We start from the raw sequence: 24,772 nt of genomic DNA, 5'->3' as shown, positions 1-24,772 counted from the left end.
ATTTTGACACTTCTCCTGAGATTCCTAAAACTGATATACTTGTTCTATGTAATTAATAAACGCCTCGTTCAGCAGCTTCACTCCGCCCGGTGTGGGATAGTCTCCGCTGAAGTACCAGTCGCCCGTATGACAGGGACAGGCTTCATGCAGCCCCTCGAGAGGCTGATAGACTATCTGTACCTTCGCTTTCGTACCTTTCGGAGTGAGCAGTTCCACCATCTTTGCGGAGATTTCCTCGTCGGTGAAGGGAGCGTATATTTCCTTTACATAGTTCACCATCTGCTCTTTGGGCAATCCGGCCTGCTCTTTCGACTTGCGGTAGGCGGCGGCGATGACATCGCGCATCTCCCGTTCCTTCAGCAATTCCACGGCAGCCTTGAAAGCGATGAACTCGCTCATCCGGGCCATGTCGATACCATAATAGTCGGGATAGCGCACTTGCGGCGAAGAGGACACAATGACAATCTTCTTGGGTTCAAGGCGGTCGAGAATACCGATAATGCTTTGCTTCAGGGTTGTTCCGCGCACAATGGAGTCGTCAATAATGACGAGGTTATCCACACCCGGCACAAGACTGCCGTAAGTGATGTCATATACGTGGGCGGCAAGGTCGTTGCGGCTGTTGCCCTCGGCAATGAAGGTGCGCAGCTTGATGTCCTTGATGGCCACCTTCTCGCTGCGTATGCGGCGGGAAAGGATGCGTTCAAGTTCATCATGGCTGGGATTGTGGCCTAAGGCGGCTATCTGCTGCACTTTCTCCTCGTTGAGATATTCGTCCAATCCCTGCAACATGCCGTAGAAAGCAACTTCAGCAGTGTTGGGGATGAATGAGAAGACAGTATGATCAATCTCATTGTCGATGGCTTTCAGTATATTGGGCACTAATTTCTCACCCAACAGTTTACGTTCTTTGTAGATATCCACATCGCTGCCCCGGCTGAAATAGATGCGCTCAAAGGAACAAGGGCGTACCTCGCGCGGCTTGTTGATCTGCACGGTGCGCAGCCGTCCGGCTTTGTTAATGAGCAGAGCTTGTCCGGGCTGAAGTTCCTTGACAGACCGGGCGGGGACATTCAGTGCTGTCTGTATCACAGGGCGTTCGCTGGCAAGCACTGCAATCTCATCGTCCTGATACCAAAAGGCCGGGCGGATGCCCCAAGGGTCACGCAGGGCGAAAGTCTCTCCGCTTCCGGTGAGCCCGCACATCACATATCCCCCATCCCACTCACGACTGGAGGTACGCAGCACATTGGCCAGATCAATGTATTCTTCGATGTACCGGGTAATATCCATACCGGTCAGGCCTTCGGCTTCGGCAAGGTTGAAGAGGCGCTCCACCTCACGGTCGAGGCGGTGTCCCACCTGCTCCAGCATGATGTATGTGTCGGCATACTTGCGCGGATGCTGGCCGATGGCGGTGATGCGGGCAAAGATTTCATCGACATTCGTCATATTGAAATTGCCGCAAAGGGCGAGGTTCTTGGCACGCCAGTTGTTACGGCGTAAAAAAGGATGCACGTAAGACAGACCTGACTTTCCGGTAGTGGAGTAGCGCAAATGCCCCATATAGACCTCCCCGGCAAAAGGCAACATACGCTTGGCATAGCCGGCGTCGTGCAGTTGTTCGGGCGTCAGATCCTTGAAGTTGCCTTGCACCGTATCAAAAATCTCAGTGATGGCGCCGGAGCCCAAAGCACGTTCGCGGAACATATACTCCTCACCGGGATTGGCTTCCAGCTTCACGCAGGCCAGCCCGGCGCCTTCTTGCCCACGGTTGTGCTGCTTCTCCATAAGGAGATAAAGCTTGTTGAGGCCGTACATCCACGTGCCGTACTTTTCTTCATAATATTCCAGAGGTTTCAGCAGGCGTATGATGGCTACGCCGCATTCATGCTTCAGTTGTTCCATTTAGCTTATTGTATCTGATTTCTTATTTTTTTCTTTAAGGACGGCGTAGTTTTCAATGATGCCGTTGTGAATGAGGGCGAAGTGCCCGGAGAAGGAATAATGGGGATGGACGTTGGTGGAACAAAGTTTTCCGTGGGTGGTCCGACGTGTATGTGCAATGCCAATGTTAGCGGAAATGTCTTTCTGAACGGCGAAAGACCCAAGTTCCGAAACTTTTCCTTTCGTTTTGTACACGCTCAACTGCCGGTTGTCACTGATCAATGCTACCCCTGCACTATCGTATCCACGGTACTCCAACCGCTTCAGACCCTTGATAAGAATGGGGTAGGCTTTTCTCTGTCCAATATAGCCTACGATTCCACACATAATATTCCAGTATTTGGTTTTTCGTGCCGCAAAGATATATATTATCGGGAACATAAAGTTTATTTTTGGCATGTTTATTCGCCAGAAGAATATAAAAAAGTTATTTCCACAGCAAAAGGTTAAAGAATGCAATCTTTTCGGATCAAAAAGCGAGTATTTCGATTTTTAAAGAAAATGAAAGATACACAGCATATATACAAATCAACGAAATTCTTCCTTTTCCTCTTTTAAATAATCAAATTAAAACAAAAACATTAATTATTCATTCAATTTAAAACAAAACACAGCAATATTTCATACATATTGTAATAAATAGGATTTTCTTCTGAATTTTACTTGCATAAAATACGCCACTACAATATATCAGTTTGCAATTAAAACAATATATTTGCCGAGCATTATGATATTTACATAAGCCTAAATACAAAAATAAAGTAAACTTTAAGCAATGAAAGAAGAACTTTTTAACAACAAAACAAAAGTATTACTCCGCCAACGACAACCTCGACAAAAAGGCTTGTATGATGCCTCTAACGAGCATGACGCATGCGGAGTAGGCATGCTGGTCAATATCCACGGAGACAAGTCACATGAATTGGTGGAATCGGCACTGAAAGTGCTGGAGAACATGCGCCACCGCGGAGCCGAAGGCGCCGACAACAAAACAGGAGATGGTGCGGGCATCATGCTCCAAATACCCCACGAATTCATTTTGCTACAAGGTATCCCTGTGCCCGAAAAAGGAAGATATGCCACCGGTTTGTTCTTCCTCCCCAAAGCCGAGGAAGACCGGGCTGCCATACTGAGCATTCTCATTGAAGAAATAGAAAAAGAAGGACTCACACTGATGCACCTGCACAACGTACCCACCTGCCCTGAAATCCTGGGAGAAACCGCCCTTGCCGCCGAACCGGACATCAAGCAGGTATTCATCACCGGATTCCGTGACAGCGAGACAGCCGACCGCAGACTCTATATTATAAGGAAAAGAATAGAAAACAAAGTGCGCCTTTCCGACATTCCCGCCCGTGAAGACTTCTACATCGCCTCGCTCTCCACCAAAAATATCGTCTATAAGGGTATGCTCTCTTCCATGCAACTGCGCAGCTACTTCCCCGACCTGACGAACAGCTACTTCACCAGCGGACTGGCATTGGTGCACTCTCGCTTCTCCACCAACACTTTTCCCACCTGGGGTCTGGCGCAACCCTTCCGCCTGTTAGCACACAATGGTGAAATAAATACCATCCGCGGTAACCGCGGATGGATGGAAGCCCGCGAGTCCGTGCTTTCCTCACCCGCACTGGGCGACATCAAAGAGATACATCCCATCGTACAGCCGGGCATGAGCGACAGCGCTTCGCTGGACAACGTGCTCGAATTCCTCGTCATGTCCGGCCTCAGCCTTCCTCATGCCATGGCTATGCTCGTACCCGAATCCTTCAATGAAAAGAATCCTATCAGCGAAGATCTGAAAGCCTTCTACGAATACCATTCCATCCTGATGGAACCATGGGACGGGCCTGCCGCCCTACTCTTCAGCGACGGACGCTATGCAGGCGGCATGCTCGACCGTAACGGACTGCGCCCCGCCCGCTACCTCATCACCAAAGACGACATGATGGTAGTGGCCAGCGAAGTGGGTGTAATGGACTTCGAGCCCGGAGACATCAGGGAAAAAGGACGTCTGCAACCGGGAAAGATTCTTCTCGTGGATACTGAAAAAGGAGAAATATATTACGACGGAACTCTGAAACGGCAACTGGCCGAAGCAAAGCCTTACCGCACATGGCTGGCCGCCAACCGCATTGAACTGGATGAACTGAAAAGCGGACGTAAAGTGTCCCACAGCGTAGAAAACCATAACCGCATGCTGCGTATCTTCGGCTACTCCAAAGAAGATGTGGAACAGCTCATCGTGCCGATGTGCACCACCGGAGCCGAGCCCGTCAATGCCATGGGCAACGACACCCCGCTTGCCGTACTCAGCGACAAGCCGCAACTGCTGTACAACTACTTCCGCCAGCAGTTTGCCCAAGTCACCAACCCGCCCATCGACCCTATACGTGAAGAACTGGTGATGTCGCTCACCGAATATATCGGCGCCGTGGGTATGAACATTCTCACACCCAGTGAAAGCCATTGCAAGATGGTGCGGCTCAACCACCCCATACTGAGCAACTCCCAACTGGATATTCTCTGCAACATCCGCTACAAAGGATTCAAGACAGTAAAGTTGCCCATGCTCTTTGAAGCGGAAAAAGAGCGTGCCGGATTACAAGAATCTCTGGCAAAGCTATGCAAGCAGGCCGAAGAATCGGTCACCGAAGGAGTGAACTACATCGTACTTTCCGACCGCGACGTAAACGCTACCTACGCAGCCATTCCCTCGCTACTGGCCGTAAGTGCGGTACACCATCATCTCATCTCGGTAGGGAAACGCGTTCAAACGGCACTGATCGTAGAAAGCGGAGAGATACGCGAAGTGATGCATGCCGCACTGTTGCTGGGCTTCGGCGCCAGTGCCCTGAACCCCTACATGGCATTCGCCGTGATAGACAAGCTGGTAACCGAGAAAGATGTGCAGCTTGACTATGCCACGGCTGAAGGAAAATATATCAAATCCGTCTGCAAAGGGCTGTTCAAAATCATGAGCAAGATGGGCATCAGTACCATCCGTTCCTACCGTGGCGCAAAGATATTCGAAGCCATAGGACTGAGCGAAGAACTGAGCAATGCCTATTTCGGTGGGCTGAAGTCCACCATCGGCGGTATCCGTCTGGATGAAGTGGCACGTGACGCCATAGCTTTCCATGACGCCGGTTTTGCCCCGCAAGTGGATGCACTGCTCCCCAACAGCGGCATATACTCTTTCCGCAAGGACGGAGAGAAGCATGCCTGGAACCCGGAAACCATCAGTACACTGCAACTGGCCACCCGGCTGGGCAGTTACAAGAAATTCAAAGAGTTCACCTCATCGGTGGACGGCAAGGAGTCTCCCATCTTCCTGCGCGACTTTCTCGGCTTCCGCCGTGCACCGATATCCATTGACCGGGTGGAACCGGTTGAGAACATTCTGAAGCGTTTCGTCACAGGAGCCATGTCCTTCGGAGCCATCAGCCAGGAAGCGCACGAAGCACTGGCCATTGCCATGAACACCTTGCACGGACGCAGCAATACGGGCGAAGGCGGCGAAGACAGCGCACGCTTCGGCACAAACATGCGCAGTGCTATCAAGCAGGTGGCATCAGGACGTTTCGGCGTAACCGCCGAATATCTGGTGAACGCCGATGAAATACAGATCAAAGTGGCGCAAGGCGCCAAACCGGGTGAGGGCGGACAACTTCCCGGCTTCAAGGTGGACGAAGTAATAGCCCGCACACGCCACTCCATTCCGGGTATCTCACTCATCTCGCCTCCACCCCACCATGACATTTACTCCATCGAGGATCTGGCACAACTCATCTTCGACTTGAAAAACGTCAATCCACAGGCACGCATCAGTGTGAAGTTAGTAGCTGAAAGCGGTGTGGGAACCATTGCCGCAGGTGTGGCAAAAGCTAAAGCCGACTTGATAGTCATTTCGGGGGCCGAAGGCGGCACGGGAGCTTCACCCGCATCCTCCATCCGCTATGCCGGCATCTCGCCCGAATTAGGGCTGAGTGAAACACAGCAGACCCTCGTGCTGAACGGGCTGCGCGGACAAGTGACACTGCAAGTGGACGGCCAGATGAAAACCGGACGAGATGTCGTGCTGATGGCCATGCTCGGCGCCGAAGAATATGGATTTGCCACCGCCGCCCTCATTGTATTGGGATGCGTGATGATGCGCAAATGCAACCGCAATACCTGTCCCGTCGGTGTAGCCACACAGAATCCCGAACTGCGCAAGCGGTTTATGGGACGCAGTGAATACCTCGTCAACTATTTCACCTTCCTCGCCCAAGAAGTACGCGAATATCTGGCGGAAATAGGCGTGGAGAAGATGGATGAAATCATAGGGCGCACAGACCTCATTGTGAGAAAAAATGAACAGCATGCGGGTCTGAACCCGAAGCATGCCCTGCTGGACTTCTCAAAACTACTGGCACGTATCGACAACGGAGCTTCCATCCGCCACACCATCGACCAGCAACACGGCATAGACCGCGTGAAAGACGTGGAAATGTTGCATGCCGCCGCCCAAGCTGTGGAGAACAAGAAAGAAGTTTCACTGGAATACACCATAGCCAATACAGACCGTGCCTGCGGAGCTATGCTTTCAGGAGCTATCGCCGCCAGATACGGTGAGAAAGGCTTGCCGGAACATACACTGAACGTGAAGTTCAAAGGTTCGGCCGGACAAAGTTTCGGCGCTTTCCTCGTACCGGGCGTTAATTTCAAGTTGGAAGGTGAAGCAAACGACTACCTTGCCAAAGGCCTTAGCGGCGGCCGCATCGCAGTGATGCCTCCGGTGCGGAGCAACTTCGAAGCAGAGAAGAATACAATTGCAGGAAACACCATCCTGTACGGTGCAACAAGCGGTGAAGTATATATCAACGGCCGCGTAGGCGAACGTTTCGCTGTCCGCAACTCCGGAGCCACCGCCGTGGTGGAAGGTGTGGGTGATCACTGCTGCGAATACATGACCGGAGGACGTGTAGTTGTGCTTGGACAGACAGGGCGCAACTTCGCCGCCGGCATGTCGGGAGGCGTGGCCTATGTATGGAATAAGGACGGCAACTTCGACTACTTCTGCAACATGGAAATGGTAGAACTTAGCCTCATCGAAGAAGCCTCCTACCGTAAGGAACTGCATGAGCTTATCCGGCAGCATTACCTCTATACCGGCTCCAAACTGGCACGCACCATGCTCGACAACTGGAACCGATACATAGACGAGTTTATCCAGATAGTACCCATCGAATACAAGAAGGTGCTGCAGGAAGAACAGATGAGAAAACTGCAACAGAAGATTGCAGATATGCAGAGAGACTACTGAATATAGTTGATAGTTGACAGATGACAGTTGATAGATAAGAATACTCCATTTTCTATCAGCTATCAACTGTCAGCTATCAACAGTCAGCTATCAACAGTCAACTAAAAGAAACTATCAACTAATTAAGATTATGGGAGATCCAAAAGCATTTCTTAATATTCCCCGCCAGGAAGCGGGTTACCGTCCGATACACGAACGTATCAACGACTTCAGCCAGGTGGAACAGACTCTGAACAGCCACGAACGCAAGTTGCAGGCATCACGCTGCATGGATTGCGGTGTACCCTTCTGCCACTGGGCTTGTCCGTTGGGCAACATACAGCCTGAATTTCAGGATGCACTTTATAAAGGGAAATGGCGTGAAGCTTATCAGATATTGACCCGAACCAATGACTTTCCCGAATTCACAGGACGCATCTGTCCTGCACTTTGTGAGAAGTCGTGTGTACTGAAACTGTCGTGTGACGCTCCTGTAACCATCCGCGAAAATGAAGCTGCCATTGCAGAGGCAGCCTTTCGTGAAGGCTACATCATGCCTGCACAGCCCGCACGCAACGGACGCAAAGTGGCAGTTGTCGGCGCAGGTCCCGCAGGACTGAGCGTGGCCGTCAGGCTGAATGCCACAGGGCACGAAGTAACCCTGTTTGACAGCAAGCCCATGCCGGGCGGGCTGCTGCGCTACGGCATACCCAACTTCAAACTGGACAAGGCAGTCATAGACCGCCGCATGAAGATTCTCGAAGCCGAAGGCATCAAATTCGAAATGGGTGTCACGGTGGATGTACGTAACCTTCCCGCGGGATTTGACGCATACGCCCTCTGCACCGGTACACCGACAGCCCGCAACCTCGACATCCCCGGCCGCGAACTGAAAGGTGTACATTTCGCCCTCGAAATGCTGAGTCAGCAAAACCGCATCCTCGACGGCGAAACCTTCACGAAGGAACAGGCTGTGAACGCCAAAGGCAAACGGCTCATTGTCATCGGAGGCGGTGATACGGGGTCAGACTGTATCGGAACCGGTATCCGTCAGGGAGCCGTCAGCGTGACGCAGATCGAAATCATGCCGCAGCCACCCGTAGGACACAACGATGCTACCCCTTGGCCACAGTGGCCCGTAGTGCTGAAAACCACGAGCAGTCATGAGGAAGGCTGCATACGTCGCTGGTGTCTCACTTCCAACCGCTTCATTGGTAAAAACGGCAAGCTGACAGGTGTGGAAGTGGAGGAAGTGGAATGGCTTCCGGCCACTGACGGAGCCCGGCCCACCATGAAACTCACCGGAAAGAAGGAAATTATCGAAGCAGACATGGCACTTCTCGCAATGGGCTTCCTGAAACCCGAACAGCCCCAAACACCCGAAAACGTATTCGTAGCCGGTGATGCCGCCAATGGCGCAAGTCTTGTGGTACGGGCACTGGCCGATGGAAGGAAAGTGGCGAAAAAGATAAATGAATACTTGATACAAAAAATAAACTAAAGCATAATATTTATATGTGTGGAATAGCAGGCATCTTCAACATAAAGACTCAAAGTAAAGAGCTGAGAAACAAAGCGCTGAAAATGGCACAGAAAATCCGTCACCGCGGTCCTGACTGGAGTGGCATCTATGTAGGCGGATCGGCCATATTGGCACACGAGCGACTGTCCATTGTAGATCCTCAATCGGGTGGGCAACCCTTGTATTCACCCGACCGTAAGCAGGTGCTCGCCGTGAACGGTGAAATCTATAACCATCGCGAGATACGTGCCCGCTATGCGGGAAAATATGCATTTCAGACGGGTTCGGACTGTGAAGTCATTCTCGCTCTCTACAAAGACCGGGGCATCGGCTTCCTCGAAGAACTGAACGGAATATTCGCCTTCGCTCTCTACGACGAAGTGACGAACGACTACCTGATAGCCCGTGATCCCATCGGTGTCATCCCTCTGTATATAGGGAAGGACAAAGAAGGGCGCGTCTATTTCGGCAGCGAGCTGAAAGCTCTCGAAGGCTTCTGTGATGAATACGAACCTTTCTTGCCCGGACATTATTATCGGGGAAGCGAAGGTAAAATGCAACGCTGGTACAAGCGTGACTGGACGGAATATGACGCCGTAAAAGACAACTATACCCCGGCAGCCGAACGCAACAATGGCTCCGCCTCCATCGACAGGAAAGCCTACGATACGCAGGTGAATACCATACACGATGCCCTCGAAGCGGCCGTACAACGCCAGCTAATGTCCGATGTACCTTACGGCGTACTTCTCAGTGGCGGCCTCGACTCTTCCGTCATTTCCGCCATCGCCAAGAAATATGCTTCGAAGCGCATCGAGACGGACAATCAGTCGGATGCCTGGTGGCCGCAACTGCACTCGTTTGCCGTAGGGCTGAAAGGTGCGCCCGACTTGCTCAAGGCTCGCGAAGTGGCACAGTATATAGGCACTGTGCACCATGAAATAAACTATACCGTACAAGAAGGACTTGATGCTATCCGTGACGTCATCTACTTCATTGAAACGTATGACGTGACTACCGTACGTGCCTCCACTCCCATGTACCTGCTGGCGCGTGTCATCAAGAGCATGGGAATCAAAATGGTGCTCAGCGGCGAAGGGGCAGACGAAGTGTTCGGCGGCTACCTCTACTTCCACAAAGCTCCCACTCCGCAGGCGTTCCACGAAGAAACCGTACGCAAACTTTCCAAGCTGTACATGTACGACTGCCTTCGCGCCAACAAGAGTCTTGCAGCCTGGGGGGTGGAAGGCCGTGTACCTTTCCTTGACAAAGAGTTTCTGGATGTTGCCATGCGCATCAATCCGGCGACCAAGATGTGTACCGGCAAAGTGATTGAAAAGAAAATTGTACGTGAAGCCTTTGCCGACATGCTTCCCGAAAGCGTGGCATGGCGTCAAAAGGAACAGTTTTCAGACGGTGTAGGTTACAATTGGATTGACACATTGAAATCCATCGCCTCCGGTGCAGTCAGCGATGAGCAGATGGCACATGCCGCCGAACGCTTTCCGGTCAACACGCCCATGAACAAGGAAGAATATTACTACCGCAGCATCTTTGAAGAACATTTTCCCAGTGAAAGTGCAGCGCGCAGCGTACCCAGTGTACCCAGCGTAGCCTGTTCCACAGCCGAAGCCCTTGCATGGGACGCCTCTTTCCAGGGCAAAAATGATCCAAGCGGACGTGCCGTGGCGGGAGTGCATGAAGAAGCATACATCAAGTAAAGGAATTGCGTAAAAAGTTAACAAACTAATTCTTTTTATTAAACCATGTTATATAATACCTTAAATTGATCTCCCGATTTGGAGATTATTGAAAAAGCCGTACCTTTGCAACGTGTTTTTCATAGTATTAGATTTAAGGTTAATAAGGATTGGCTGTCTGGGATAGATAGCCTTTTTTTATGCCCGTGTTGAAACACCTTTGAATATTTTTTCTACATTTGCACCCGCAAAGAAAACCAAACTCTGCATTGGGCAGATACAAAGACATGAAACGTACAGCAACCGCCAGACATATCATCCGTTTCCGCCGCTGGAGCAGAAAAGCCTATGCCGCATTTGCCAGTATAGGCCGATGTGTCACCATCGGATGCCTGCGCAAAGGTGTAGCGGACAGTTCGCTGTCCAAGCAGAAGGTTGCGGGGACTGCAGGCCATGCCGGATGCGGAGAAGAAAATACATGGGAAGGAAATAGCGGAGGCAAAGACACGGATATCGGCATCTCACCGGAAAGCGGAGTAACCCTCGTCAACGGAAGGATGGTGACGGGAATGAACCTGAAAGTTCTTTTCCGGACACAAACTATCTGTCCATGTGCAAACACGGGCAAACAGGAAGAATATATTCTGAAACAAGAAAATAATACAGGCACGGATTGCCGGAATAATACAGCTCACACAATGCGCTGTACCAATTCCGGTAATCCGTGCCTCTTTTTTAGCAATAGGTGCATCAGCATAGTTTTAACTTAATCACAGAAAATATGACTGTAAATGAACTGAAAGAACAAGTGTTGGAAGGTAACTTCATCAGCAGAGAAGAAGCAGAATGGCTGGCCGCACAATCTGATAAAGAAGCATTGTACGAAGCCGCACACGAAATAACCAGAACTTTGGCATCGGAAGAATTTGACATGTGCTCCATCATCAATGCCAAATCGGGACGATGCCCGGAAAACTGCAAATGGTGCGCACAATCATCGCACTACAAAACCAAAGCCGATGTATATGACCTTGTTGACAAGGAAGAATGCCTGCGACATGCCAAATACAACGAAGAACAGGGGGTGGCACGCTTCTCATTGGTGACCAGCGGCCGGAAACCTTCAGGCAAGAACATGGAGAAACTATGTGAAGCCGCCCGCCACATGCGGCGGCATTCGTCCATACAGTTATGCGCATCCTTAGGGTTGCTGAACGAAGAAGAGATGCTTGCTCTTCATGATGCCGGTATCACGCGTTACCATTGCAATCTGGAAACCGCCCCTTCCTACTTCTCAAACTTGTGCAGCACACACACACAGGCTGAAAAAATACGCACTCTGAAAGCCGCCCGAAACGCAGGTATGGATATTTGCAGCGGAGGCATTATCGGCATGGGCGAAAGTATGGAGCAACGTATAGAGTTTGCTTTCACCCTGAAAGATATGGAAGTCCAGTCCATCCCCATCAACCTGTTGAGTCCCATTCCGGGCACACCGCTGGAAAGACAGGAACCGTTGAACGAAGAAGAAATACTGACAACCATAGCCCTGTTCCGTTTCATCAATCCCAGGGCATTCCTGCGTTTTGCCGGAGGACGCTCGCAACTGAGCACGGAAGCGGTACGGAAGGCTCTGCACATAGGCATAAATTCTGCCATCGTAGGAGATTTGCTGACAACAATCGGTTCCAAAGTATCGGAAGACAAAACACTGATTGAGGAAGCAGGATACCGTTTCAGCGATTCACAGTTTGACCGCGAACACCTCTGGCATCCCTATACTTCAACCACCGATCCGCTTCCCGTATATAAAGTGGAACAGGCGGAAGGGGCGACTATCACGCTTGAAAGCGGACAAACCTTGATCGAAGGCATGTCTTCATGGTGGTGTGCCATACATGGATACAACAATCCCGTGCTGAACCATGCGGCCACAGAACAAATCGGTAAGATGTCACACGTCATGTTCGGCGGGCTGACACACGAGCCTGCCATAGAATTGGGGAAACTGCTGCTACCTTTAGTTCCGCCTTCCATGCAGAAGATATTCTACGCCGACTCCGGTTCGGTGGCCGTAGAAGTAGCCCTGAAGATGGCAGTGCAATACTGGTACGGAAAAGGGAAAGAGAAAAAGAATAATTTCGTGACCATCCGTTCGGGATATCACGGTGACACGTGGAATGCGATGTCTGTCTGCGACCCGGTGACAGGGATGCATTCTCTGTTCGGATCTTCCCTGCCCATACGGTACTTCGCTCCGCAGCCACGGTCACGATATGACGGTGACTGGGATGCCGGTGACAGCATGGAGTTACAGAATATCATAGAACAACATCATGAAGAGCTGGCGGCACTCATCCTCGAACCGATCGTACAGGGTGCGGGCGGCATGTGGTTTTATCATCCGCAATATCTGCGCGAGGCAGCCCGCCTCTGCAAACAGTATGGCCTGTTGCTGATATTTGACGAGATAGCGACCGGATTCGGCAGGACAGGAAAACTGTTTGCCTGGGAGCACGCAGGCACAGAGCCGGACATCATGTGTATAGGAAAGGCGCTGACCGGAGGCTATATGACACTGTCTGCCGTGCTGACAACAAATGAAGTGGCAGACGCCATCTCCAATCATTCGCCGGGGGTATTCATGCATGGTCCTACTTTTATGGGCAATCCGTTGGCATGTGCCGTGGCGTGTGCATCGGTGAGATTACTGACATCTCCCGTCTATGACTGGCAAGGAAAAGTGAACCGCATCAGCATGCAACTTCGGGAAGAACTTGCTCCTGCACGGCAATTGCCGCAAGTAAAAGACGTACGCATATTAGGAGCCATCGGTGTAATTGAAGTAACGGAAAATGTAGATATGGCGTGGATGCAACGACGCTTCGTAGAAGAAGGCATCTGGGTACGCCCGTTTGGAAAGTTGGTCTATCTGATGCCTCCGTTTATCATAGAACCGGAACAGTTGACCAAACTGACAAGCGGACTGATCAAAATAATAAAGGAAATGTTATGAATGCAACAGAGGTAATGCAACAAGAGTTGCAAGCTTTAGAATCACATAGTAACCTGAGGCGTCTGCCACAAATGATACATGACGGACGGAATGTCATCGTGGACGGGCAGCGGATGCTGAACCTCTCGTCCAACGACTATATGGGACTGGCTGCGGACAGAGAAATCCGAGAAGAGTTCCTGCAAATGCTTACTCCGGATTCCTTTCTGCCCACATCATCTTCTTCCCGTCTGCTCACAGGCAACTTCGGCATCTACGAAGAACTGGAATCGGAATTGGCAGCACTGTTCGGAACAGAGGCTGCATTGGTCTTCAACAGCGGCTATCATGCCAACACCGGAATTCTGCCTGCCGTCAGTGACACGCAAACACTGATACTGGCAGACAAACTGGTACACGCCAGCATCATAGACGGCATCCGGCTATCTGCCGGACGGTGCATCCGTTACCGCCACAATGACCTTGCGCAACTGGAACGTCTGCTGAAAGAACACCATGAAAACTACCGGCAAATCATCATCGTGACAGAAAGTATCTTCAGTATGGACGGTGACAGAGCAGATCTGAAAGCATTGGCAAGGCTGAAGCAGACGTATGGCAACGTGCGGCTGTATGTAGATGAAGCACATGCCTTCGGAACATGCGGCAAACAAGGGCTGGGCTGTGCGGAAGAAGCCGGATGCATCTGCGACATAGATTTTCTGGTGGGAACCTTCGGCAAGGCGGCAGCATCGGCAGGAGCTTACATAGTGTGCACACGCATGATACGCGAATACCTCGTAAACCGGATGCGTACGCTGATCTTCACCACCGCTTTGCCCCCCGTAAATATTGCCTGGACACTGTTTATAGTGCGCAGGCTGCCTGAGATGCAAAAACGGAGGGAACATCTGGCGCATGTCAGCCGCCTGCTGCGCGAGGCGTTGCAGGCGAAAGGTTACAGCAGTCCAAGCGTGAGCCACATTGTGCCGATGGTAGTCGGGCCAAGTGCAGACGCCATACTGCGTGCCGAAATGCTGCAACGGCATGGCTTCTACGCCTTGCCGGTACGTCCGCCTACGGTTCCGGAAGGAACGTCACGCATCCGCTTTTCGCTGACTGCTGAAATAAAAGAAGAAGATATAAAGGAGTTAATAAGCCATATCGACTAAAAAGTTTGTCCGCACACTGCGAATATCTGTTTGCAGTGTGCAAATACATATTCGCACGTTGCGAATATCCGTTCGCAACGCGCGAACAGAGATTTTCAATGCGAGAAAAGAAGTTTTCGTCTTATATCACAGACTTTTTCTCTTAATGTAAAACAACTTTTCTTTTATACCGCATGATCGGCATACCATAAAAACGCTAAAAGAAGATTATGAAACAAATTTATATTATACAAAGACACCATCCCCGCCTGCTCTTGTTCTTTGCCGGATGGGGAGCAGATGAAACACCTTTCAAAGAGTATCGCCCCGAAGACAGTGACTTCATGGTGTGCTACGACTATCGTACGCTGGACTTTGACAAGTCCGGTCTGGACGAATACAAGGAGATCAACGTCATCGGTTGGTCCATGGGAGTGTGGGCAGCCTCACAAGTAATGCCACAGCTCTCGCTGCCGATAACACACAGCATCGCCATCAACGGCACTCCTTATCCCATTGACCAACACCGGGGAATTCCGCCTGCCATCTTCCGTGGTACGCTGGACGGACTAACCGGAGCTTCCCTGCATAAATTCCTTCGCCGGATGTGTGCAGACGGAACAGCGTTCAGGGCATTTCTGCAAGTCACCCCTCGTCGTCCGTTGGAAGAATTAAGGGAAGAACTGGCAGAGATAGAGAGAATAAATGCAAAAGCCAGCTTGAAAGCGGGAAGCTTCCACTGGCAACAGGCTGTTGCGGGCAGCAATGACCGCATTATCCCTCCCGCCAATCAATTGCAGGCTTGGAAAGAATCGGGCACTCCGGCACGGCAGACAGAAGACGCCCACTATCAAGAAGAATTATTCCGCCACTATCTGCAAGAGTTATGGACAAACAACTGATAGCCGAACGCTTTGCCAAAGCCCGGAACACCTATACGCGCGAAGCCCTTGTACAGCAACAGGTAGCCGGAAAGATGATACGGATACTGACGGATGTCCTCTCTTCGGCCGAACATCTTCTGCCGGAAGAAATAGCGGTACGCTTCAGGCATATTGTGGAATTCGGATGCGGTACAGGGAGTTATTCCCGCATTCTGCTCCACACGCTGCATCCCGAAACTTTATTACTGAACGACCTCTGCCGTGAAATGGAAGAATGCGTCGGAGAACTCTGTTCCACACAAACAGCCGGAAGAAAGAAAGACGGGACGGAAATCAGAGTCAGCTTTCTGCCGGGTGATGCCGAGAATTTTGACTTTCCTAAAGGCACGGATCTGATAACTTCCTGTTCGACCCTACAATGGTTCAACAATCCCGAAACTTTCTTTCTACGTTGCCATCATGCACTGACAAAAGACGGAATCCTTGCTTTCAGCACTTTCGGAACAAAGAACATGCATCAAATACGTTGTCTGACCGGACACGGGCTGTATTATCTGCCAATCGAAGAATTGCAGGCATTACTGTCTCCGTATTTCAACATCCTCCATGCCGAAGAGGAGATTGTGCCTCTCTCCTTCGCCACTCCGCAAGCAGTATTGAAACACCTGAAACAAACCGGAGTGACAGGTACGGAAAAGAGGATGTGGACACGCGGACGGCTGCAAGCTTTCTGTGAGGAATACATCCGGCAGTTCAGTAGCCCCCCAACCGGAAACGTGACATTGACTTATCATCCTATTTATATCATCGCTAAAAACAAAGAATAATGGAATCAAAAATTTATTTCATCAGCGGCATTGACACCGATGCCGGAAAAAGCTATTGCACCGCCTGGTATGCCCGTCAACTGGCACAAAACGGTAAACGTATCATCACCCAGAAATTCATCCAGACCGGAAACACAGGACATTCCGAAGACATTGATCTGCACCGCCGCATCATGGGGACAGGCTACCTGCCCGAAGACCGTGAAGGACTCACCATGCCCGAAATCTTCTCTTATCCCTGCTCTCCCCACCTTGCCTCCCGCATAGACAAGCGCCCCATAGACTTCAACAAGATAGAGCGTGCCACAAAAGAACTTGCCCGCCGTTACGATACAGTTCTCGTGGAAGGGGCCGGCGGCCTTATGGTTCCTCTGACGGAAGAATTCCTGACGATAGACTATGTGGCAGAAAAGCAATACCCTCTTATTTTCGTGACTTCCGGCAAGTTGGGAAGCATCAACCATACCTTACTGAGTTTTGAAGCCATCAAGAACCGGAATATCAGGCTTGATACCGTATTATATAATCTTTACCCTACCGTAAAAGACAAAACCATTCAGGACGACACCATGCAGTACATCAAGAATTATCTTGCCAAGCACTTTCCCGATACAGCGTTCGAGGCAGTGCCGGAGATAGGACAATAAAAAAATGCAAGACTCTGCATCCCCTGTAACGTTTTTTAGTACCTTTGCAGCATATCAAAACGTCTTACGACACATGGAAGCATTTACATTTGACAACACTGAAAAAATATTGCTCGCATCGACGGGCATTCTTTTCATCGTCCAAACCCTTTACTATTATTGTCTCTACAACCGTATTCACGCCCGAAACAAGGCAGTGAAACGGGGCGACATACATTTCAGTCAGGAACTTCCTCCCGTATCAGTCATCATCTGCGCACGCGAAGAATCCGAAAACCTGCGCCGCAACCTGAGTGGTATATTAGAGCAAGATTATCCGCAGTTTGAGGTTATCGTCATCAATGATGGCGATACTGATGAAAGTGAAGACTACCTGACTTTGCTGGAAGAAAAATATCCCCACCTCTATCACAGCTTCGTGCCCGATTCTTCCCGTTATATCAGCCGGAAGAAACTTGCCGTCACACTCGGAATCAAAGCCAGCAAGTATGAATGGCTGGTCTTCACCGATGCCAAATGCCTGCCACAAAGCAACCAATGGCTACGCTTGATGGCACGGAACTTTACATCACGTGCGCAAGTAGTGTTGGGATACAGCGGCTATGAATGCGGCAAAGGCTGGCTGCAAAGACAGATATGCTTTGATAATCTCTTCACATCCATGCGCTATTTGGGACTGGCGTTGGCCGGAAAACCATATATGGGGATAGGACGGAACCTCGCTTACCGCAAGGAACTGTTCTACCAGCAAAAAGGCTTCTCCGCACACCTTAACCTGCAACGCGGAGATGATGATTTATTCATCAACCATGTAGCTACTTCCGAAAATACACGGGTAGAGACAGATGCCGATGCCACAATGCGTATGCAACCGTTGACACGAAGCAAGGATTGGAGAGAGGAAAAAATCAGCTATGCTTCCACTGCACGGCTGTATCACGGCTGCCAACGTTGGATAATTGGATTAGAGACATTGACACGATTGGCTTTTCACGGAACCTGGATAGCCTTACTTGCCATCGGCATCCTGAATTTCCATTGGCTGGCAGCAGGCATCGCTTTTTTCCTTTTCATGCTCCGCTTCACGCTGCAAGCCGTTGTCATCAACAAAGCCGCACAAGATCTGGGCGAAAAACGGAGATATTACTCCACACTGCCCATATTCGATTTATTGCAGCCCATGCAGTCATTACGCTGGAAGCTGTCATGCATGTTGCGGAAAAGAAGCGATTTCCTGAGAAAGTAATTCTGAAACGCCACATCCGGCCTCTTTACTTATAACGCATAGAGTTTGCCGGATGTATGCGCGTTATCAGATAAGAAGGTCCCAATAACATGAGTACCGAAGCAATCAATGTACCGATATTCAGCAATAGAAAAAGCCAGATATTGAAGGAAACGGGAACGGTGTCCATATAGTAGGTTTCCGCATCAAGCTTGAATACACCGGACAAACGCTGGATAAAGTAGAAAGCAAGGCCTGCCAGATTTCCCCACAGCATCCCCTTTCCGATAAGAAAGACAGAAAACCACAAGAAGACTTTACGAATAGTATAATTATCGGCTCCCAATGACTTCAGGACTCCAATCATGGAAGTGCGTTCAATGATAATGATCAGCAAGCCGGATACCATCGTAAAACCCGCCACTCCAATCATCAGGATGAGAATAACCCAGATGTTCACATCCAGGATGCCCAGCCAGTCAAAAATCTGAGGATTGAGTTGCTCCACATTGCGCACGCAATATTCCTCACCATTCCTGTCAGGATATTCATTTGTATCGGCGGCTATCTGATAAGTGGTTTCTTCCAGTTTGTCGTAATCGCGCAATTCCAATTCCACGCCGCTCACCTGGTCGGGCTCCCATTTGTTCAAGCGATTGACCAGACAAAGGTCAGTCAGCAAAAAGAGATTGTCATATTCCGAAAAGTTGGTCTGATAAATGCCCACAATCTTCAGGCGGCGGGCACGCACTTCATCCTGAATATAATAAGTATCGATCTTGTCTCCAAGTTTCAACCTCAGTTTATCGGAAAGCGCCCTTGAGATAACTACCCGGTTGGAAGATGCGGAGTCACTGAATTGCGGAAACTCTCCCTCGAGCAGATGACGGCGGAAAAAAGCTCTGTCATATTCGGGGCCTACCCCCTTCAGAACTATTCCCTGAAAAGCCTCAGCAGTCTTTATCATTCCCGGCTTGGTGGAATAGCGTTGTACGTGCTCCACTCCCGGATAATCGGAAAGTGCCGCCAGCATACTGTCTCCCACCACTACCGGAGGTGTCTCGTAAGAACGCGCAGCATTCAGATTACTAATCTGTATATGTGCTCCGAACCCTACGATCTTGTCACGCACCTCACTTTTAAACCCTACAATCACAGACACGGCAATGATCATCACCGCCAATCCGATGGCAATACCAATCATCGCAATAAGCACGGCAGGACGGGAAACTTGCTTTCCGGGATCTGAATTGCGATAAATGCGGAGGGCTATGAAACGGGAAAAATTCATTCAGTACGTCCGGGATAAGCTTCCAATGCTTTTTGAAGTACAAACAGAGCACGGTTCAAATCCTCTTTCTTCAGTACGTAAGCTATACGCACCTCATTGCGGCCGGAACCGGGAGTGGTATAGAAACCGGAGGCAGGAGCCATAAAGACCGTCTGTCCTTCATATTCAAACTCGGAAAGACACCAGGCACAGAACTTGTCGGAATCATCCACCGGCAATTTGGCCACAGTATAGAACGCTCCCATCGGAATGGGAGAATAGACGCCGGGAATACGGTTCAGGCCATCTATCAAGCATTTGCGACGCTCCACATATTCGTCGTATGTATCACGCAGATAATCCTCATCCGCATCAAGGGAGGCCTCTGCGGCAATCTGTCCGATCAAAGGAGGACTGAGGCGAGCCTGACAGAACTTCATGACAGCATCGCGTATCTCTTTATTCTTCGTAATCAATGCTCCGATCCGGATACCGCATTCCGAATAACGCTTGGACACGGAGTCTATCAACACAACGTTGTTTTCAATGCCCTCCAAGTGACAAGCCGAAATGTAAGGAGACCCCGTATAGATAAATTCACGATATACTTCATCAGAGAAAAGAAAAAGATCGTATTTCTTCACAAGATCACGGATCTGGTTCATTTCACGACGGGTATAAAGGTAACCGGTAGGATTATTCGGATTACAAATCAATATGGCGCGGGTACGCTCATTTATCAGTTCTTCAAACTTCTCGACCTTAGGCAGTGAGAAACCTTCTTCAATAGTAGTGGCGATAGTACGGATTTTCGCACCTGCGGAAATGGCGAATGCCATGTAGTTGGCATAGGCCGGTTCGGGAACTATAATCTCATCACCCGGATTCAGACAGGCAAGGAACGAAAACAACACCGCCTCCGAACCGCCTGAGGTTATGATAATATCATCCGCCGTCAGATTGATGTTATATTTCCGGTAATAACCTACCAACTTTTCACGGTAACTGCGGTATCCTGCACTCGGACTGTATTCCAGCACCTTACGGTCTATATTGCGTATCGCATCAATTGCAACTTGCGGTGTAGGCAAGTCGGGCTGTCCGATATTCAGATGAAACACATGCACTCCCTTTTGTTTGGCAGCATCTGCCAGGGGAGCAAGTTTTCTGATGGGGGATGCGGGCATCTCTACCCCGCGAATGGATATTGTTGGCATGAGTTTTTTTATTATTAAGCTGCAAATGTACGCATTTATTTGAAACCCAAAAGCTGCTAAGACATAAAAACTTTAAAAACCTTATCTATATTAAAAACGTTATGCTGTCTGAAAAGAAACTTGTACCTTTGAATTATAAACAAGCTAAGTAACTTTAACCGTTCAATAGTAAATCGTAAATAAAGTTATGGTCATCAACCTAATAACCTTTGCTTCCATCTTGCATAAGCAAGTATCCGTCCGAAGTTCTCATGAAATGATCTTGACAGAGTTGGAAAAGTACTTTACCGTCAATTTCATCGATTACCAAGACATCAACAAACTGACTCCCGATGATTTCAGTATCCTGTTTATTGCTACGGGAGGAGTAGAACGACTGGTCATCCAGCATTTCGAATCCCTTCCCCGCCCTACCATACTCCTGGCAGACGGCATGCAGAATTCATTTGCCGCAGCCCTCGAAATTTCATGCTGGCTACGCGGACGCGGCATGAAAAGTGAGATTCTGCATGGTGAACTGTCAGAAATCATTAAACGTATTTTCGTATTGCATGGCAACTTCAAGGCACAACGCAGCCTTGTAGGAACACGTATCGGTGTAATAGGCACTCCATCCAGTTGGCTCATCGCCAGCAATGTGGATTACCTGCTTGCCAAACGCCGCTGGGGAGTTGAATACATAGATGTTCCACTGGACCGGATATACGAATATTATGGGCAGATAGCAGACGATGAGGTGGGAGAATCTTGTGCCTCACTTGCCGGGAAAGCACTTGCTTGCCGCGAAGCCACCCCTGAAGACATGATAAAGGCAATGCGTCTTTACCGTGCAGTCAAGAAAGTTGTGGAAGAAGACAAACTGAGTGCCATCACCCTGAGCTGCTTCCGGCTGATAGAGCAAACCGGAACTACCGGATGCCTCGCTCTTTCCCTGCTGAATGATGAAGGAGTCATTGCCGGATGTGAAGGTGATTTACAATCTGTATTCAGCATGCTTGCAGTAAAAGCGCTGACCGGAAAATCTTCTTTCATGGCCAATCCTTCTATGGTAAATACCCGCACAAACGAAATCATACTGGCACATTGCACCGTCGGTATAGCCCAAACAGAGAAATTCATTATCCGCAATCATTTTGAAACAGAAAGCGGCATCGGAATTCAAGGCATCATGCCCACAGGAGATGTCACCATCGTGAAATGTGGCAGCGAATGTCTGGATGAATATTATCTGAGTACGGGAACACTGACCGAAAACACCAACTACATCAATATGTGCCGCACACAGGTACGCATAAAAATGAATACTTCCGCCGAATACTTCCTGAAGAATCCTTTGGGGAATCACCACATCATGCTGAATGGCAATTACGAAATCATGCTGAATGAGTTTCTTCAGGCAAACGGATGCAAGCGGGTGGAATAATCACTCGTTTACATCAGGCATCCTTACCTCAAAACGCGTTCCTCTTCCTACTTGGGAAAAAACGGAAATAGTACCACGCAGATGTTCCACAATGGTCTGACAAATGCTCAATCCTAAACCGGCTCCTTGCACAAAATTATCCACTTTATAGAAGCGCTCGAAGATATGCTTGGCAGCCTCTTCGGGAATACCCTTACCGGTGTCTTCCACATATACGGTGGTATATTCTGGTTCATCGACCGTATAGCCTATCGTGATGCTGCCCTGCACGGTAAACTTCTTGGCATTGTTTACCAAATTGTTCACCACCTGTTTCAGACGGACAATATCTGTATGTATAGACTTGCCTTCTTCCACAGGGCATTCGATGCGCAGTTCCACTCCCTGCGGCATGCTCAGATACTGGGAATCATAGATATCTTGCATAATATAGTTCAAATTGAATTCTGCAAGATTGAACTCCATCGTACCGGCTTCAATGCGCGAAAGGTCAAGAATATCATTTATCAACGCCAACAGCAAAGTACAGTTGGTATTAATCAACCCTACGAATTCTTGCACTTCCTCTTTGGAAAAAGCATTCAAGTCTTTCAGCAAATCAGAAAAACCGACAATGGCATTCAGAGGCGTACGTATCTCATGACTCATATTTGCAAGGAAAGCAGACTTCAACTTATCGGCCTGCATGGCATGATCACGGGCGGTAATCAAGGCATCTTCCGTATCCTTATAACGCTGTATGCTCTGGGCCACCCCCAATACCATATACGGATCATCTTCAGTCAGTCCATTGTAGATGGTAAAGCGAAACTCCCACCACTCATAACCACCGTCGGCTTTCCTTACGCGAAAACTCATACGGGGCTTCTCCATGTGTCCTTGCAGTATGGCGGCGAAAATGGCGTGAGTAGCCTCACGGTCATTCGGATGCACAATATCTCTCACATCTTCCAATGTCATGGTTTCCACACTCCCTCTATGACCGAGGCGATGAAATAATCCGGCAGGAAATACGAAACATTGTTGGGACATATCATATTGCCAAGGATAAACGGAACTTTCTTCTATGGCCATGTTGAAAAAGCGTTTCTGTCTTTCTTCTTCCGAGATATTGCGACACACCAATGCCATGCCAGTCATCCGGCCTTTGGCGAAGACCGGAACCACCTCACCTGAAACCGGAAAATAAATTCCCTGTACGTTCTCACGCATAAAAGCGTTGGCCGGAATAGGCACAGCTTTCTGTAATTCACAGGCATTCTTCAACAAATCCGTCAGAATATCCTCACCATCAACATATATGTGGAAAATAGAACCGGCTATCTGACCTTCATAAAAACGAGCCGTATGCGTTTCGGGCGAAAGTCCGAGCATAAGCATCAGTGAATGGTTGACAAAATGGATGCGTAAATCCGTATCATAGGAGATCAGACCGTCACGGATAGAACAGAATATATCATCGAACTCATTTCTTTGTTCCACCAGACGAGCTTGTATCAGCAAACGCGTTTGAGCCTGAATACGACGGCGGGCCTCCTTTCGATTGGAACGTATCAGCCAAATAACCAATATCACCAATACCACCACGATAATAGAATAGAATAAAATGAGCCATATACCGTAACGCTCGTTAAAGGGGATGTTCATAATAATGCCATGCCCATCTGCAATGCTGCTGTCCACACGAAAAAAATCCAGTTGTTTGTAGTCATACAAAAACGTCCCATCAAGATTGACAATTCCACAGGAAGAAACGGCAACTTTGCCCTGCAATATCCGGGCTGCCAGTTTTCCTGCCGCACAAGTACCCTCTGAGGGCACGACATCATAGGCACAGAACACTCCGTTGGTCAAAGCCAAGTTCTGTCCGGTAAATACAGGAGCCTTTGAGTTTTTACCGATAAAAGAGAGAAAAGGACTCCACTTGGGAGCAATAACGACACGATTGTATGCATTGTAACCGTAACAAATGGAAGAAATAATGGCTGTGGGAGCTTGTGTCTGCACATTCTTTTTGAGAAAAGTATATTCAGGATTTTCCTGTTGGAACAGGAGCCAGTCATCCTCTAATTTTTTAGTTCCCCGATAACTGAGTAAAGCACTGTCAGAAAGGCAAATGATTTCTTTACGGTTGGGAAATATCCGCTTAATCTCATAGAGAAGCCCTTTAAAGTCTGTCTTGGCTGTAAATCCGGCGACATTGGGCAAATGTTCCATCAATTTTTCATTAGGGTATTTGATACCAGAAACAATGACCGGCAACCGATGCCCCAATGAGTCTCCACATGTCATCAAATCATAAAAGGCCTCGTCACCCACAGTCACAATCAAATCCGTATGCCGTCCACGCGCCCTCTCGCAGATACGACGCATAATTACACATTCCGAGACATAAGACCAATAATCGGCATTGATATATTCCGTAGTAATATTCGCCTTGACACCTCCCTTGCTCAGACCATCCTTCAAACCCTTGGTGAGCAAAGCATGAAAAGGAGTGCGGTCAGTATATGATTGTATTAACAAAATGTCATATGTGCGCTCTGCGGCTGACAAAGTGCATGACAATGTAACCGCCAGTCCTAATAATATAGGCAGAAGGAACTTCTTCATAGTAGATGCTATTCGCCGATAAAAAGTCGGTCGTTATGCTCGCAAAGATAGAAGTTTTAATTTT

At 49.2% G+C, this 24,772-nt stretch carries 15 protein-coding genes and 1 pseudogene; 11 read left to right on the top strand and 5 right to left on the bottom strand.

The features are described 5' to 3' along the window. Positions 1-24: 24 nt before the first annotated feature. Positions 25-1,908: an amidophosphoribosyltransferase gene (locus BACHE_RS10430; protein ID WP_013547664.1), complete on the bottom strand. Its 1,884-nt coding sequence runs from the start codon at positions 1,906-1,908 to the stop codon at positions 25-27. 27 nt (positions 1,909-1,935) lie between these two features. Next, a pseudogene (locus BACHE_RS10425) lies at positions 1,936-2,274 on the bottom strand (glutamine amidotransferase class-II); the annotation flags it as partial. 448 nt (positions 2,275-2,722) lie between these two features. On the opposite strand from BACHE_RS10425, the gene gltB reads away from it, so the two are divergent. The 10 genes from gltB (at position 2,723) to BACHE_RS10375 (ending at position 18,206) form a co-directional block, all read left to right on the top strand. Further along, on the top strand, positions 2,723-7,255 hold the full coding sequence (gene gltB / locus BACHE_RS10420) for a glutamate synthase large subunit (RefSeq protein ID WP_013547662.1): 4,533 nt from the start codon (positions 2,723-2,725) through the stop codon (positions 7,253-7,255). Positions 7,256-7,385: 130 nt separating this feature from the next. Beyond that, positions 7,386-8,735, top strand: a complete 1,350-nt coding sequence (locus tag BACHE_RS10415; protein WP_013547661.1) for a glutamate synthase subunit beta — start codon at positions 7,386-7,388, stop codon at positions 8,733-8,735. Positions 8,736-8,749: 14 nt separating this feature from the next. Then, complete coding sequence (gene asnB / locus BACHE_RS10410) at positions 8,750-10,477, top strand: asparagine synthase B (protein ID WP_013547660.1); 1,728 nt, start codon at positions 8,750-8,752, stop codon at positions 10,475-10,477. Between the two features lie 266 nt (positions 10,478-10,743). Continuing rightward, entirely contained in the window at positions 10,744-11,226 is a 483-nt protein-coding gene (locus tag BACHE_RS10405; protein WP_013547659.1) for a hypothetical protein, read from the top strand. 11 nt (positions 11,227-11,237) lie between these two features. After that, a complete protein-coding gene (gene bioA, locus BACHE_RS10400) occupies positions 11,238-13,472 on the top strand; it encodes an adenosylmethionine--8-amino-7-oxononanoate transaminase (RefSeq protein WP_013547658.1) in 2,235 nt (744 codons plus the stop codon). Beyond that, positions 13,469-14,623, top strand: coding sequence for an 8-amino-7-oxononanoate synthase (locus BACHE_RS10395; RefSeq protein ID WP_013547657.1), 1,155 nt, complete (start codon positions 13,469-13,471; stop codon positions 14,621-14,623). The genes bioA and BACHE_RS10395 overlap by 4 nt, the downstream gene beginning before the upstream one ends. 209 nt (positions 14,624-14,832) lie before the next feature. Next, entirely contained in the window at positions 14,833-15,504 is a 672-nt protein-coding gene (locus BACHE_RS10390) for a pimeloyl-ACP methyl esterase BioG family protein (protein WP_013547656.1), read from the top strand. Further along, positions 15,489-16,313: a malonyl-ACP O-methyltransferase BioC gene (gene bioC / locus BACHE_RS10385; protein ID WP_013547655.1), complete on the top strand. Its 825-nt coding sequence runs from the start codon at positions 15,489-15,491 to the stop codon at positions 16,311-16,313. Before BACHE_RS10390 ends, bioC begins: the two co-directional genes overlap by 16 nt. Next, the gene (gene bioD / locus BACHE_RS10380; RefSeq protein ID WP_013547654.1) at positions 16,313-16,960 is read left to right on the top strand and encodes a dethiobiotin synthase; all 648 of its coding nucleotides are present in this window, start codon (positions 16,313-16,315) and stop codon (positions 16,958-16,960) included. Before bioC ends, bioD begins: the two co-directional genes overlap by 1 nt. Before the next feature lie 73 nt (positions 16,961-17,033). Next, positions 17,034-18,206 carry a glycosyltransferase gene (locus BACHE_RS10375; RefSeq protein ID WP_013547653.1) on the top strand — a complete coding sequence of 391 codons (1,173 nt, stop codon included), beginning with the start codon at positions 17,034-17,036 and terminating at the stop codon, positions 18,204-18,206. 25 nt (positions 18,207-18,231) lie between these two features. On the opposite strand, the gene BACHE_RS10370 is transcribed toward BACHE_RS10375, so the two are convergent. Then, on the bottom strand, positions 18,232-19,476 hold the full coding sequence (locus BACHE_RS10370; RefSeq protein ID WP_013547652.1) for an ABC transporter permease: 1,245 nt from the start codon (positions 19,474-19,476) through the stop codon (positions 18,232-18,234). Continuing rightward, entirely contained in the window at positions 19,473-20,672 is a 1,200-nt protein-coding gene (locus BACHE_RS10365; RefSeq protein ID WP_013547651.1) for a pyridoxal phosphate-dependent aminotransferase, read from the bottom strand. Before BACHE_RS10365 ends, BACHE_RS10370 begins: the two co-directional genes overlap by 4 nt. A gap of 187 nt (positions 20,673-20,859) precedes the next feature. Between BACHE_RS10365 and BACHE_RS10360 the strand changes: the two genes are divergently transcribed. Then, positions 20,860-22,095, top strand: a complete 1,236-nt coding sequence (locus tag BACHE_RS10360) for a fucose isomerase (protein WP_013547650.1) — start codon at positions 20,860-20,862, stop codon at positions 22,093-22,095. On the opposite strand, the gene BACHE_RS10355 is transcribed toward BACHE_RS10360, so the two are convergent. Beyond that, positions 22,096-24,708 carry a sensor histidine kinase gene (locus BACHE_RS10355; RefSeq protein WP_013547649.1) on the bottom strand — a complete coding sequence of 871 codons (2,613 nt, stop codon included), beginning with the start codon at positions 24,706-24,708 and terminating at the stop codon, positions 22,096-22,098. Positions 24,709-24,772 lie beyond the last annotated feature (64 nt).

Origin of the sequence: Bacteroides helcogenes P 36-108 (assembly GCF_000186225.1) — a bacterium.
Taxonomy (GTDB): domain Bacteria; phylum Bacteroidota; class Bacteroidia; order Bacteroidales; family Bacteroidaceae; genus Bacteroides; species Bacteroides helcogenes.
The sequence above is the reverse complement of the archived record's forward strand: the minus strand, read 5'-3'. Positions and strand labels throughout refer to the sequence as shown.